General features: G+C 63.1%; 10 protein-coding genes. 8 read left to right on the top strand and 2 right to left on the bottom strand.

The window, feature by feature from the left end; translation table 11 throughout:
* Positions 1–78: 78 nt before the first annotated feature.
* On the bottom strand, positions 79–726 hold the full coding sequence (gene narL / locus DBR46_RS29790) for a two-component system response regulator NarL (RefSeq protein ID WP_124529964.1): 648 nt from the start codon (positions 724–726) through the stop codon (positions 79–81).
* Positions 723–2525, bottom strand: coding sequence for a HAMP domain-containing protein (locus DBR46_RS29795; protein WP_124529966.1), 1803 nt, complete (start codon positions 2523–2525; stop codon positions 723–725). The genes narL and DBR46_RS29795 overlap by 4 nt, the downstream gene beginning before the upstream one ends.
* Before the next feature lie 310 nt (positions 2526–2835).
* Between DBR46_RS29795 and DBR46_RS29800 the strand changes: the two genes are divergently transcribed.
* Genes DBR46_RS29800 through moaA form a run of 8 tightly spaced genes read left to right on the top strand, consistent with a single transcriptional unit; the run spans position 2836 to position 14181 of the window.
* Positions 2836–4086: a nitrate/nitrite transporter gene (locus DBR46_RS29800; protein ID WP_124529973.1), complete on the top strand. Its 1251-nt coding sequence runs from the start codon at positions 2836–2838 to the stop codon at positions 4084–4086.
* Positions 4087–4088: 2 nt separating this feature from the next.
* On the top strand, positions 4089–5486 hold the full coding sequence (locus DBR46_RS29805) for a NarK family nitrate/nitrite MFS transporter (RefSeq protein ID WP_124529975.1): 1398 nt from the start codon (positions 4089–4091) through the stop codon (positions 5484–5486).
* 57 nt (positions 5487–5543) lie between these two features.
* The gene (locus DBR46_RS29810) at positions 5544–9317 is read left to right on the top strand and encodes a nitrate reductase subunit alpha (protein WP_124529977.1); all 3774 of its coding nucleotides are present in this window, start codon (positions 5544–5546) and stop codon (positions 9315–9317) included.
* Position 9318: 1 nt separating this feature from the next.
* Positions 9319–10857, top strand: a complete 1539-nt coding sequence (gene narH, locus DBR46_RS29815; RefSeq protein WP_017735786.1) for a nitrate reductase subunit beta — start codon at positions 9319–9321, stop codon at positions 10855–10857.
* Positions 10858–10860: 3 nt separating this feature from the next.
* Positions 10861–11616 (top strand): nitrate reductase molybdenum cofactor assembly chaperone, encoded by a 756-nt coding sequence (gene narJ, locus DBR46_RS29820; protein WP_124529979.1) that lies wholly within the window; start codon positions 10861–10863, stop codon positions 11614–11616.
* Positions 11609–12289, top strand: coding sequence for a respiratory nitrate reductase subunit gamma (gene narI / locus DBR46_RS29825; RefSeq protein ID WP_124529981.1), 681 nt, complete (start codon positions 11609–11611; stop codon positions 12287–12289). The genes narJ and narI overlap by 8 nt, the downstream gene beginning before the upstream one ends.
* Before the next feature lie 10 nt (positions 12290–12299).
* Entirely contained in the window at positions 12300–13193 is an 894-nt protein-coding gene (locus DBR46_RS29830; RefSeq protein WP_124529983.1) for a peptidylprolyl isomerase, read from the top strand.
* Between the two features lies 1 nt (position 13194).
* On the top strand, positions 13195–14181 hold the full coding sequence (gene moaA, locus DBR46_RS29835; protein ID WP_124529985.1) for a GTP 3',8-cyclase MoaA: 987 nt from the start codon (positions 13195–13197) through the stop codon (positions 14179–14181).
* Positions 14182–14211: the final 30 nt, after the last annotated feature.

Below are 14211 nucleotides of genomic sequence, written 5' to 3' on the forward strand. Positions count from 1 at the left end.
CTTTTCCAAAGTGACCCGCCGTAAGGGCGGAACCATAAGCCGCCGTTACCCAAATAACGGATATGTACCCAAGGCCACTCACCCCACCTGCCGCAAATGCTCCATAGCCCAAACCGCCGCCTCCACCCGCGACCTCAACCCCAGCTTATGCAGCAAATTCTTCACATGCACCTTCACCGTCCCCTCCGTAATCCCCAACTTATGCCCGATCACCTTATTGCTATACCCACTGGCAATCGTACGCAGCACCTGCCGCTCCCGCTCAGTCAATTCCACCGCCGCATGGGGCTGCGGCGAGCGCAACGCCTGGGCCAGCACGCGAGTCAACCCGGGACTGATCACCAGCGCGCCATGCAACGCATCACGAATAAACTCCACCACCAGTTCCGGCTCCATGTCCTTGAGTAAATACCCATTGGCATCCAGTCGCAGCGCATCCCGCACATCGTCTTCAGCGTCGGACACGGTAAACAGCAACACCTTGCCCGCATAGTCCATGGCCCGCAGGCGACGCAGGGTTTCCAGGCCGTTCATGTGCGGCATGTTGTTGTCCAGCAACACCAAGTCCGGTTGCAGACTGACGATCTGATCGAGGGCTTCCTGGCCGTTGCCGGCCTCGCCGACCACGTGCAGGTCGTCTTCCAGTTCGAGGATCTGGCGCATGCCGTGGCGCATCATCGGGTGATCATCTACCAGCAGGATACGGTGGCGCGTGGCGGTGTTCATGGGGCGGTGCCTTGTAGGGAATGGCCGAGGAATTCCGGCTGGAAACGCAGCTGCACCCGGGTGCCCTGGGGCTCGCGGGGGCTGATGTCGAGGTGGCCGTGCAGGCTGCGTGCGCGTTCGTCCATGATGGTCAGGCCGTGGTGTTCACGTTTGTCCACGTCGCCGCAAAAACCGCGGCCATCGTCGTCGATGCTCAGGCTGACGGTCTCGCCGACCTGGCGCAGTTGCAGCCAGGCATTCTGCGCATGGGCGTGCCGCAGGCAGTTGGACAGGGCTTCACGGGTGATCTGCAACAGGTGGATCTGCTCGCTGGCCGACAGCTGGAACGCCAGCGCATCCACGTGCAGATGCACCTGGAACTCGCCGCGCTGGGAGAATTCGGCGGCGGTGTCTTGCAGCTCTTGCACCAGCCCGGCGTCGTGGATCTGCAAGCGAAAGGTGGTGAGCAATTCGCGCAGTTGGCGGTAGGCGTTGTTCAAACCTTCGCGCAGTTCGGCGGTGACGCTGGCCAGGCTTTCTACCGGTTCGCCACGGCGGATCAGGGTTTGCATACGGCTCACTTGCAGCTTCATGTACGACAGCGCCTGGGCCAGGGAGTCGTGCAGTTCGCGGGCGATGATGGTGCGCTCATCCAACAGCAGCAGGCGGTGGTCCTGCTCGCGCTGGCGCTTGAGGGACAGCGAGGTGCCGATCAGGTTGGCCAGGGCCTGGATCAATTGTTGCTCCCAATCCTGGGGCGCATGGCCGTCGAGGAAGTGCGCCTTGAGTTCACCCAGTTCGGCGCCCTGGTTACTGATGCTGAACACCTGCGGCGGCGCGACGTGGGCGCGCTCGCAGGTGGCGCAATCGCCAATCGCGCAGACGTTGCGGCTGTGCTCGCCGTGCAGGGCGAGCATCTGCTGGGCCGGTGCGAGGAAGTGGCCTTGCAGGCACAGTGACAAGCGCAGCCCCGGCAAGCGTTTCTGGAAGCGCCGGATCAGTTCATCGAGGCCCTCGGCATTGGCCAGGCGCGTGGCCAGGCTGCTGCTGCTCTGGTACAGCAGTTCGAGGGCGGCGTTGGCTTGTTGCAGGTTGAGGGTCTTGAGCTGCACCTGGCTTTCGAGGGTGCGATGGGACGCTTCGATGGTCTCGGCCATGGCGTTGAAGCTCAGGGCCAGTTGGCCCAACTCGTCGTCGGAGCGGTGGTTGACCCGGGTCTGGTAGTCACCGTCACGAAAGCGCCGGGTGGCGTGCACCAGTTCTTGCAGCGGCGTGACCACGCCGTACTGCAACTCGTACAGGCCCAGCAGCAGAATGATCAAGGTGCTGAACAGCGCCAGGCCCTGGATCGCCTGTTGCCAGCCTTGCTTGTGCTCGCTCTGTTGCTGCAACAGGCTGACGAAGCGGTTCAGTTGCTCGACAAACGCCGGCGCCTGGGCCTGGAACAGCGCCGCGTCGCCGCGCATTACCGCCGGGCGCAGTTCGTCGTTCCAGCGTTGCTGGATCTGCTGGTAACTCTGCAACAGGGCGCTTTGCGGGCCGTCTTCCAGCACCGCCTTGAGCGACTGGCTGTCGAGGCGCCGTTGCAGGCTCTGGCTGACCTCGGCGATTTCATCCGCGCGCGCGCCAGCGGCGAGTTTCCAGCTGAGGTGGTAGGTCTCCATGCGCACGGAACCGGCGGTGTTGATCGCGGCGGCGTCGCCCTGGCTGAACCAGGCGATCAGCCCGGCACTGAGGGAACTGGCCAGGGCGAGGATGGCGATCAGGATTACCGCCAGGCCGGCGCGGGCGGGCAGGGAGCTGCGCAGCCAGTCAACCATGACGGCGCAATCGAACGGAGTGGGGGAGCAGCATGCTTGCACCTGGAGCGGGAAAGGGGGTTGAACGTGGCCTTCCCTGGCGCACTACCTCTAAAGAATTGCCGGCGAACCCTCCCACGGATAAAAGCCGGCACAAGAGAGCAATCCATTGATAAATAAAGGCTTTCTCTTGATTTTTTGACTACCTCCAAGGAGGTAGACGGGGCCAGCATAGCCCCAGACCCACCCGGCCCACGTTGATCTGGGTCAAGTTCTGCGGGGGTGTCGCCCCTAACCTGCGCTCATGGAATCACTTTCTGGAGCGCATACCGTGACTCAACCCCGTCTGCGACAAGGCCTGGTGCTGGGCATGAGCACCCTGGCCTTCACCGTCTGCTTTATGGTGTGGATGATGTTCGCCGTGCTCGGCGTGCCGATCAAAGACCTGCTGCAACTCAACGAAACCCAGTTTGGCCTGCTGGCCGCCACGCCGGTGCTGACCGGTTCCCTGGTGCGCCTCCCGCTGGGCCTGCTGACGGATCGCTTCGGCGGGCGCATTGTGTTTTTCCTGCTGATGCTGGTCTGCGTACTGCCGCTGTACCTGATCACCTACGCCACCGCCTATTGGCAGTTCCTCGTGCTCGGCCTGTTTGTCGGCCTGGCGGGTGGCTCGTTTTCGGTGGGCATCGCCTACGTCGCCAAATGGTTCGACAAGGACAACCAGGGTTTTGCCATGGGCGTGTTCGGCGCCGGCAACGCCGGGGCGGCGGTGACCAAGTTTCTCGCCCCGGCGCTGATTGCCCTCGGCACCTGGCACCTGGTGCCCAAGGTGTTCAGCGCGATCCTGTTTATCACCGCGCTGCTGTTCTGGTTTCTCACCAGCGAAAACAAGGCACACCGCAGTGCCGGCGGCGCCAGCCTGCGTGAGCAGTTGGCGTGCCTGAAAGACCCGGCCGTGTGGCGCTACTGCCAGTACTACTCGATTGTGTTCGGCGGCTACGTGGCGCTGGCCTTGTGGGTGACCAAGTACTACGTGCAGGAATACGGTTTCAGCCTGCAAAGCGCTGCGCTGTTGGCGGCGTGTTTCTCCCTGCCCGGCGGTGTGCTGCGCGCGGTGGGCGGTTGGATGTCGGACCGCTGGGGCGCGCAAAGCGTGACCTGGTGGGTGCTGTGGGTGAGCTGGATCTGCCTGTTCCTGCTCAGCTATCCGCAGACCCAACTGCAAGTGATGACCGTCAACGGTCCCCTGGATTTCCACATCGGTCTCAACCCCACGCTGTTCACCGTGCTGCTGTTTGTGATGGGCATCGCCTTCGCGTTCGGCAAGGCCTCGGTCTTCAAATACATCGCCAATGACTACCCGCACAACATGGGCGCGGTGTCCGGCATCGTCGGCCTCGCCGGTGGCCTGGGCGGTTTTGTGCTGCCGATTATGTTCGGCGCCCTGGTGGACCTCACCGGCGTGCGCTCTTCCTGCTTCATGTTGATGTACGACGTGGTCTGGGTGTCCCTGACCTGGATGTACCTCAGCGAAATCCGCAAACAGCCGTTGCTCGGCAAACGAGCCGGCAGAGGAGAATGATCATGTCTATCGCGCAAAAGCCCGACTCGGGTCCGGTGATCCACGACTGGCGCCCCGAAGACCCGGCGTTCTGGGGCGCCAGCGGCAAGAAGACGGCGACCCGCAACCTGTGGATCTCGATCCCCGCGCTGTTGCTGGCCTTTGCAGTGTGGATGGTGTGGAGCACGGTGATCGTGCGCCTCAACGCCATCGGTTTCAGCTTTACCACCGATCAACTGTTCTGGCTGGCGGCCTTGCCGGGCCTGTCCGGTGCGACGTTGCGGGTGTTCTATTCGTTCATGGTGCCGATCTTCGGCGGGCGTCGCTGGACGGCCCTGAGCACCGCCTCGTTGCTGCTGCCGTCGCTGTGGATGGGCTTCGCGGTGCAAGACCCGAGCACCCCGTACAGCGTGTTTGTGCTGATCGCCTTGCTCTGCGGTTTTGGTGGCGGCAACTTCGCCTCGAGCATGTCCAATATCAGCTTTTTCTACCCCAAGTCCCAGCAGGGCACCGCCCTCGGTTTGAACGCCGGCCTCGGCAACCTGGGGGTGTCGGTGATGCAGTTCTGCGTGCCGCTGGTGATCACCTTTGCTGCGTTCGGCGCGCTCGGTGGCCAGCCGCAGACCCTGGCGGATGGCAGCCAGCTGTGGTTGCAGAACGCCGGATTCATCTGGGTGCCGTTCATCCTTATCGTCACCGTGGCGGCCTGGTTCGGCATGAATGACCTGTCCAGCGCCCGCGCCTCGTTCAGCGACCAGGCGGTGATCTTCAAGCGCAAGCACAACTGGCTGATGTGCTGGTTGTACCTGGCGACCTTCGGCTCGTTCATCGGCTTCTCGGCGGCCTTCCCGTTGCTCATCAAGACCTCGTTTCCCGAAGTGGTCGCGCTGAAGTTCGCCTTCCTCGGCCCGCTGGTGGGCGCCCTGGTACGCCCGTTGGGCGGCTGGCTGGCGGACAAGCTGGGCGGCGCACGGGTGACCCTGTGGAACTTCGTATTGATGATCGTGATGGTGTTCGGTGTGCTGCACTTTTTGCCGCAGCAGGGCGAGGCGGGCAACTTCTACGGCTTCCTGGGCCTGTTCATGCTGCTGTTCATCACCACCGGCATCGGCAACGGCTCCACCTTTCGCATGATCCCGGTGATCTTCCGCACCGTTCACGAGAAAGCCAGCGCCGGCCAACCGGCCGCCGTGCGTGAACAAGCCTTAAAGGACGCCGGCAAGGAATCCGCCGCCGTGCTGGGCTTCAGCTCGGCCATGGGCGCGTTCGGCGCGTTCTTCATCCCCAAGACCTTCGGCACCTCCATGGCCGCCACCGGCAGCCCGGCCATGGCCTTCTACCTGTTTGTCGGTTTCTACCTGAGCTGCATCGTCGTGACCTGGTGGTGGTACGCCCGCAAAGGCTGCGCCACACCCTGCTGATCGACCACGAATTCGCGGGGCAACGCACCCCACGGCACGCCTGATGAGGAAAGCATCATGAGTCACTTACTGGATCAACTGCGGTTCTTCAACCGCAAGCAAGACGAGTTCTCCGACGGCCACGGCGAGACCCGCAAGGAGTCCCGCGACTGGGAAAACGTCTACCGTTCGCGCTGGCAGTACGACAAGATCGTGCGCTCCACCCACGGGGTGAACTGCACCGGTTCCTGCTCGTGGAAGATCTACGTGAAGAACGGCCTGATTACCTGGGAAACCCAGCAGACCGACTACCCGCGCACCCGCAACGACCTGCCCAACCACGAACCCCGTGGCTGCCCGCGCGGTGCGAGCTACAGCTGGTACATCTACAGCGCCAACCGCCTCAAGTACCCGAAGATCCGCAAGCCGCTGCTCAAGCTGTGGCGTGAAGCGCGCCTGACCCTGGCACCGGTGGAAGCCTGGGCGAGCATTGTCGAGGACAAGGCCAAGGCCGAGTCGTACAAGAGCAAGCGTGGCATGGGCGGGTTTATCCGTTCCGACTGGGAGGAGGTGAACGAGATCATTGCCGCTTCCAACGTCTACACCATCAAGCAATACGGGCCGGACCGCATTGTCGGCTTCTCGCCGATCCCGGCCATGTCCATGGTCAGCTACGCCGCCGGTTCCCGTTACCTGTCGCTGCTGGGCGGGGTGTGCCTGAGTTTCTACGATTGGTACTGCGACCTGCCACCGGCCTCGCCGATGGTGTGGGGCGAGCAGACCGACGTGCCGGAATCGGCCGACTGGTACAACTCCAACTACATCATTGCCTGGGGCTCCAACGTCCCGCAGACCCGTACCCCCGACGCACACTTCTTTACCGAGGTGCGCTACAAGGGCACCAAGACCGTGGCCATCACTCCCGACTATTCGGAAGTGGCCAAGCTCACCGACCTGTGGCTCAACCCCAAGCAGGGCACCGACGCTGCGCTCGCCCAGGCCTTCAACCATGTGATCTTCAAGGAATTTCACCTGGACCACCCGAGTCCGTATTTCACTGACTACGCCAAGCGCTATACCGACTTGCCGGTGCTGGTGATGCTCAAGCCCGTGACCGGTTTTGCCCCGGGCGCAGGCTTCCAGCCCGACCGCTTCCTGCGCGCCTCGGACCTGATCGACAACCTCGGCCAGGACAATAACCCGGAATGGAAAACCATCGCCCTCGACGAAAGCGGCGCGCTGGTCTCGCCACAGGGCGCCATTGGCTACCGCTGGGGCGAGAAGGGCAAGTGGAACATCCTCGCCAAAGAAGGCGGTGAAGGCCGCGCCATCGACCTCAAGCTCAGCTTGATCGGCGACGACGTTGCCGAAGTGGCCTTCCCGTATTTTGCCGGTGAAGCCCACGAACACTTCCAGCACGTGGCCGGTGAAGCCGTGCAGTTCCGCCGCGTGCCGGTGCACAGCGTGGTGCTGGCCGATGGCAGCGTGGCCAAGGTCGCCACGGTGTTCGACCTGTCGGCGGCCAACCTGGCCATCGACCGTGGCCTGGGCGGCAGCAATGTGGCCAGGGACTACGACGACGCCAGCGTGCCCGGCACCCCGGCGTGGCAGGAAGCGATCACCGGCGTCAGCCGCGAGAAGGCGATCCAGATTGCCCGCGAGTTCGCCGACAACGCCGACAAGACCCGTGGCCGCTCGATGATCATCGTCGGCGCGGCGATGAACCACTGGTACCACATGGACATGAACTACCGTGGCCTGATCAACATGCTCATGCTCTGCGGTTGTGTCGGCCAGACCGGCGGCGGCTGGGCCCACTACGTCGGCCAGGAAAAACTGCGCCCGCAATGTGGCTGGCTGCCCCTGGCCTTCGGCCTGGACTGGAACCGCCCACCACGGCAGATGAACGGCACCAGCTTCTTCTACGGCCACAGCTCGCAGTGGCGCCACGAAAAAATGAACATGCACGACGTGCTCTCGCCCCTGGCAGACAAGTCCCAGTTCCCCACCCATGCCCTGGACTACAACATCCGCGCCGAACGCGCCGGCTGGCTGCCCAGCGCGCCGCAACTGAACCGCAACCCGCTGCATATCTGCCGTGAAGCGGCCGCCGCTGGCATGGACCCCAAAGACTACGTGGTCAAGTCCTGGCAGGACGGCACCCTGCGCTTTGCCTGTGAACAACCGGACAGCCCGGTGAACTTCCCGCGCAACATGTTTATCTGGCGCTCCAACCTGCTCGGCTCGTCGGGCAAGGGCCACGAGTACATGCTCAAGTACCTGCTGGGCACCAAGAACGGCGTGATGAACGAAGACATCGGCTTTGGCGGCGAGAGCAAGCCCACCGAAGCCGAGTGGGTCGACGACGGCGCCATCGGCAAGCTCGACCTGGTGACCACCCTGGACTTCCGCATGTCGTCCACCTGCGTGTATTCCGACATCGTCTTGCCGACCGCCACCTGGTACGAAAAAGACGACATGAACACCTCGGACATGCACCCGTTTATCCACCCGTTGTCAGCCGCCATCGACCCGGCGTGGGAGTCGCGCTCCGACTGGGAAATCTACAAAGGCATCGCCAAGGCCTTTTCGGCCATGGCAGTCGGGCACCTCGGTGTGGAAAAGGACCTGGTCACCGTGCCGCTGATGCATGACAGCGTCGGCGAACTGGCCCAGCCTTTTGGCGGCACCGACTGGAAAAGCGCCGGCGTGGTGCCGGTACCCGGCAAGAACGCGCCGAACATGGCGGTGGTGGAACGCGACTACCCGAATATCTACAAGCAATTCAGCTCCCTCGGCCCGTTGCTGGAAAAACTCGGCAACGGCGGCAAGGGCATCAACTGGAATACCGAGGAAGAAGTCGAGTTCCTCGGCGAGCTGAACCATCACGAAGGGGATGCGGGCATCAGCCACGGCCGGCCGAAGATCGACACGGCCATCGATGCGGCTGAGGTGATTCTGTCCCTGGCCCCGGAAACCAACGGCAAGGTCGCCCTGAAAGCCTGGGCCGCGCTGTCGGAATTCACTGGCATCGACCACAGCCACCTGGCGATTTCCAAGGCCCACGAAGCCATCCGTTTCCGCGATATCCAGGCGCAACCGCGCAAGATCATTTCCAGCCCCACCTGGTCGGGCCTCGAAGACGAGCACGTGAGCTACAACGCCGGCTACACCAACGTCCATGAAAACATTCCATGGCGCACCATCACCGGCCGCCAGCAGTTCTACCAGGACCACCCGTGGATGCAGGCCTTCGGCGAGCAACTGATGAGCTATCGGCCGCCGGTCAACACCCGCACCATCGAAGGCGTCAAGGGCAAGCGCAGCAATGGCGAGCCGGAGATCGTGCTGAACTGGATCACCCCGCACCAGAAGTGGGGCATCCACAGCACCTACAGCGACAACCTGCTGATGCTCACCCTCAGCCGTGGCGGGCCGATCGTGTGGCTCTCGGAAATCGACGCCAAGCGCGCCGGCATCGAGGACAACGACTGGATCGAATGCTTCAACGTCAACGGCGCGCTGACCGCCCGCGCGGTGGTCAGCCAGCGCGTCAAGGAAGGCATGGTGATGATGTACCACGCCCAGGAACGCATCGTGAACGTGCCCGGTTCGGAAACCACCAAGACGCGTGGCGGCCACCATAACTCGGTGACCCGCGTGGTGCTCAAGCCGACCCACATGATCGGCGGCTATGCCCAGCAGGCCTATGGTTTCAACTATTACGGCACGGTCGGCTGCAACCGCGACGAGTTTGTCGTGGTGCGCAAGATGGCCAAGGTCGACTGGCTCGATGGCTCCCACGGCGATGACCTGCCACGCCCATTGCCGACTGATCTCGAGGAGAACTGAGATGAAAATCCGCTCACAAATCGGCATGGTCCTCAACCTGGACAAATGCATCGGCTGCCACACCTGCTCGATCACCTGCAAAAACGTGTGGACCAGCCGCGAAGGCATGGAATACGCCTGGTTCAACAACGTCGAATCGAAACCCGGCATCGGCTACCCCAAGGAGTGGGAGAACCAGGACAAGTGGAAGGGCGGCTGGGTGCGCAATGCCAACGGCAGCATCAACCCGCGTATCGGCGGCAAGTTCCGCGTGCTCGCCAACCTGTTTGCCAACCCGGACCTGCCGGGCCTGGACGACTACTACGAGCCGTTCGACTTTGATTACCAACACCTGCACACCGCGCCGCTCGGCGAGCACCAACCCACCGCACGCCCGCGTTCGGTGGTGTCGGGCAAGCGCATGCAGAAAATCGAGTGGGGGCCCAACTGGGAAGAAATCCTAGGCACCGAGTTTGCCAAGCGGCGCAAGGACAAGAACTTCGACCAGATCCAGGCCGACATCTACGGCGAGTACGAAAACACCTTCATGATGTACCTGCCGCGCCTGTGCGAGCACTGCCTCAACCCGGCGTGCGCGGCGTCGTGCCCCAGCGGCGCGATCTACAAGCGCGAAGAAGACGGCATCGTGCTGATCGACCAGGAAAAATGCCGTGGCTGGCGCATGTGCATCAGCGGCTGCCCGTACAAGAAAATCTACTTCAACTGGAAGAGCGGCAAATCCGAGAAGTGCATCTTCTGCTACCCGCGCATCGAAGCCGGCATGCCTACCGTGTGCGCTGAAACCTGCGTCGGGCGCATCCGCTACCTTGGCGTGTTGCTCTACGACGCCGACCGCATCAGCGAAGTGGCGAGCACCGCCAGCGAGCAGGACCTGTACGAGAAGCAGCTGGAGATCTTCCTCGACCCCAACGACCCGGCGGTGATCCGCCAGGCCCTGGCCGATGGCGTGCCGCAGTCGGTGATCGACTCGGCGCAGCGTTCGCCGGTGTACAAAATGGCCGTGGACTGGAAGCTCGCCCTGCCGTTGCACCCCGAGTACCGCACCTTGCCGATGGTCTGGTACGTGCCGCCACTCTCGCCAATCCAGAACGCTGCCGCTGCCGGCACCGTGGGCATGAACGGCGTGATCCCGGATGTGGACAGCCTGCGCATCCCCCTGCGTTACCTGGCCAACATGCTTACGGCAGGCGATGAAAAACCGGTCAAGCGCGCCCTTAAACGCCTGTTGGCCATGCGTGCCTTCAAGCGCTCCCAGCAAGTGGACGGCGTGCAAGACCTGCAAGTGCTCGAAGACGTCGGCCTGAGTGTGCCCCAGGTGGAAGAGATGTACCGCTACCTGGCCATCGCCAATTACGAGGACCGCTTTGTCGTGCCCAGCGCCCACCGCGAAGACGCCATGAGTGACGCGTTCGCCGAGCGTTCCGGTTGTGGCTTCAGCTTTGGCAGCGGCTGCAGCGGCAGTTCCGACACCAATATGTTTGGCGCGAAGAAGGCCAACCGCCGCGACGTGTTGAAAACCGTACAGATCTGGGAGGACTGAGCCATGCGCATTCTTAAAGTGATTTCGCTGCTGCTGGACTACCCCACCGAACGCCTGGTGAACGGCCGCGATGAGTTGGAGCAGGCGATTATCGAGTCGCGGGAAATCAGCCCCAAGCAACGCGGCGCGCTGTTCGAATTGCTGGAGCTGATCTGCGCCAACGACCTGATGGACGGCCAGGAGCACTACGGCGCGCTGTTTGGCCGTGGGCGTTCGTTGTCGCTGCTGTTGTTTGAGCACGTGCACGGTGAATCCCGCGACCGTGGCCAGGCCATGGTGGACATGATGGCCCAGTACGAGGCGGCCGGGTTTGCCATCGGCGTCAAGGAGCTACCGGACTACATCCCGCTGTACCTGGAGTTCTTGTCCACCCGCGAAGACATCGAGGCCCGCGAGGGCCTGGCGGATGTGGCGCACCTGCTGGCCTTGCTCGGCGCGCGTCTGGAAGAGCGCGAGAGCGCCTACGCCAGTTGCTTCCGTGCGCTGTTGCAGATCGCCGGCGCAGAGCCGCACCAGGCGGTGGCCGAGGTGCGTGCGCAGGTGGCCGCCGAGCCGCGTGACGACTCCCTCGAAGCCCTCGACAAGGTCTGGGAAGAAGAGGCCGTGGACTTTATGCAGGCCGAACAGCAGGACCGTTGCAGTGCCCTGCCGAGTGCGCCGGGCAAGGCCCGCGAAGAAAGCGCCGTGCCGTTGCACTGGGTGGATTTTCAGCAGCAAGGGCCGGCCGCCGTGCCGGCCGGGGAGGTGGGTAATGTCTAAGTGGAATTTGCTGGTATTCGGGGTGTATCCCTACGTCGCCCTGGCGATCTGCCTGTTGGGCAGTTGGGCGCGGTTCGACCTGGCGCAGTACACCTGGAAGGCCGGCTCCAGCCAGATGCTCAACAACCGTGGCATGCGTGTGGCGAGCAACTTGTTCCATATCGGCGTGCTGTTTGTATTGGCCGGGCATTTTGTCGGCCTGCTCACGCCAGCGTCGGTGTACCACCATGTGATCAGCACCGAGAACAAGCAGTTGCTGGCGATGGTCTCCGGTGGCTTTTTCGGCCTGCTGTGCCTGGTGGGCCTGTTGATGCTGGTCAAGCGCCGCCTCAGCGATCCACGGGTGCGGTCGACGTCGAGTGCGTCGGACATCCTCATTCTGCTGGTGCTGCTCGCGCAGTTGCTGCTGGGCTTGCTGACCATCGTCGCGTCCACCGGCCATATGGACGGCTCGGTGATGGTGATGCTCGCCGACTGGGCGCAGAACGTGGTGCTGCTGCGGCCGGTGGAAGCGGCGGCGGCGATTGCGCCAGTGTCGCTGATCTACAAGGCCCATGTGGCGCTGGGCCTGACCTTGTTCGTGCTGTTCCCGTTTACCCGCTTGGTGCACGTGGTCAGCGCGCCGATCTGGTACCTGGGGCGGCGTTATCAAATCGTGCGGCAGAAGTCGTGAGGAGACGGTCATGACAACAGGATGCGGATGTGGCGGAGGTTGTGGGTCGTCGGTGCCAGCGCCGGAAGTCGAGGTGGTGGAAGTGGCAGAGGCGGCGCCTGCATTGATCGCCAGCAGTGAACAGGAATGGCCCATCGTCAGCGTGAACGGCGTGCTGATCACGCCGGAGGCGATGGCCCTGGAGTTGCAATATCACCCGGCGGAAAGCCGCGAGTCGGCAGTGTACCTGGCCGCCCGCGCGCTGGTGATCCGCGAGCTGTTGCAGCAGCGCATCAGCGCGCTCGGCCTGGCGGTGGACATCGCCCCCGGCGAGAACGAAGAAGAAGCGGCCACTCGCTTGCTGCTGGAACGTGAAATCAGCGTGCCGCAGTGCGACGAGGCGACGTGCCTGCACTACTTCGACAGCAATCGCGGGCGCTTCCACAGCGCGCCGTTGCTGGCGGTGCGGCACATCCTCCTCGAATGCGCGCCGGACGACGCCGAGGCGCGGCAGATGGCCCATGTGCAGGCGGAAATCCTCCTGCTGAGCCTGGCGCAAACCCCCGGCAGCTTTGCCGAGTTGGCCCTCAAGTACTCGGCGTGTCCGTCCAAGGCCCAGGGCGGTTCGCTGGGCCAGATCAGCAAGGGCCAGACCGTGCCGGAACTGGAGCGGCAGCTGTTCACCCTGGCGCCGGGCCTGGCCGACAAACCCCTGGAAAGCCGCTACGGCTGGCACGTGATCAGCATCGACCAGCGCGTCGAAGGCCAGCCGTTGCCTTATGAGGCAGTGGCCGGCGCGATCCGCACCCAGTTGCAGCAAGGCGTGTGGCAGAAGGCACTGGTGCAATACCTGCACACCTTGATTGGCGCGGCGGACATCCGTGGCCTCGCCTTGCAGGGCGCCGACTCGCCGTTGGTGCAATGACATGAGCCTGGTGGATGGGCTCGGCCGTTCGATTGACTACCTGCGCTTGTCGGTGACCGACCGCTGTGATTTTCGCTGTGTGTATTGCATGGCGAAAACCATGACCTTCCTGCCGCGCCAACAGGTGTTGAGCCTGGAAGAACTGGAGCGCCTGGCCGCGCTGTTTGTGGGGCAGGGCGTGCGCAAGATCCGCCTCACCGGTGGGGAACCGCTGATCCGTCCGGGGATTGTCGGCCTGTGCCGCAACATCGCTGCGTTGCCGGGCTTGCGTGAGTTGGTGATGACCAGCAATGGCTCGCAACTGGCGCGGTTGGCGCGGCCGTTGGTGGAGGCGGGGGTCAAGCGCATGAATATCAGCCTCGACAGTCTTGATCCCGAGCGGTTTCGGGCGATCACTCGTAACGGTGATTTGCGCCAGGTATTGGATGGGATCGAAGCGGCCAGCGTCGCGGGGTTTGAGCGGGTCAAGCTCAACTGTGTGGTGATGAAGGGGCGCAATTTTGATGAAGTGCCGGGGTTGGTTCGGTACGCCATTGAGCGGGGGATTGATATCAGTTTTATCGAGGAAATGCCTTTGGGGGATGTGGGGCGGTCGCGGGGGGAGACGTTTTGTGCCAGTGATGAAGTGCGTGCGGTGATCGCCCGGGAGTATGAGTTGCTCGACAGTGCTGAGACGAGTGGGGGGCCGGCGCGGTATGTGCGGTTGGTGCGGCATCCTCGCACGCGGATTGGGTTTATTTCGCCTAATTCGCATAATTTTTGTGGGGGTTGTAATCGGGTGCGGGTGACGGTGGAGGGGAGGCTTTTGTTGTGTTTGGGGCAGGAGGATTCGGTGGATTTGCGGGGGTTGCTCAGGGGGTCTCCGTTGGATGATGGGCCGGTGGTTGAGGCGTTGGTGGGGGCGTTGAGGGGGAAGCCGTTGCGGCATGATTTTACTGGGGGGGGGGAGGTGCAGGTGGTGCGGTTTATGAATGTGAGTGGGGGGTGATTGGCCTGTGTACATATCCGTTTCTTCGGT

The organism is Pseudomonas sp. KBW05, from assembly GCF_003852405.1.
Classification (GTDB): Bacteria; Pseudomonadota; Gammaproteobacteria; order Pseudomonadales; family Pseudomonadaceae; genus Aquipseudomonas.

What these genes read in the sequence shown, in the direction of transcription:
- narL (WP_124529964.1), bottom strand. Translation starts at nt 726, where the DNA reads ATGAACACCGCCACGCGCCACCGTATCCTGCTGGTAGATGATCACCCG.
- DBR46_RS29795 (WP_124529966.1), bottom strand. Translation starts at nt 2,525, where the DNA reads ATGGTTGACTGGCTGCGCAGCTCCCTGCCCGCCCGCGCCGGCCTGGCG.
- DBR46_RS29805 (WP_124529975.1), top strand. Translation starts at nt 4,089, where the DNA reads ATGTCTATCGCGCAAAAGCCCGACTCGGGTCCGGTGATCCACGACTGG.
- DBR46_RS29810 (WP_124529977.1), top strand. Translation starts at nt 5,544, where the DNA reads ATGAGTCACTTACTGGATCAACTGCGGTTCTTCAACCGCAAGCAAGAC.
- narH (WP_017735786.1), top strand. Translation starts at nt 9,319, where the DNA reads ATGAAAATCCGCTCACAAATCGGCATGGTCCTCAACCTGGACAAATGC.
- narJ (WP_124529979.1), top strand. Translation starts at nt 10,861, where the DNA reads ATGCGCATTCTTAAAGTGATTTCGCTGCTGCTGGACTACCCCACCGAA.
- narI (WP_124529981.1), top strand. Translation starts at nt 11,609, where the DNA reads ATGTCTAAGTGGAATTTGCTGGTATTCGGGGTGTATCCCTACGTCGCC.
- DBR46_RS29830 (WP_124529983.1), top strand. Translation starts at nt 12,300, where the DNA reads ATGACAACAGGATGCGGATGTGGCGGAGGTTGTGGGTCGTCGGTGCCA.
- moaA (WP_124529985.1), top strand. Translation starts at nt 13,195, where the DNA reads ATGAGCCTGGTGGATGGGCTCGGCCGTTCGATTGACTACCTGCGCTTG.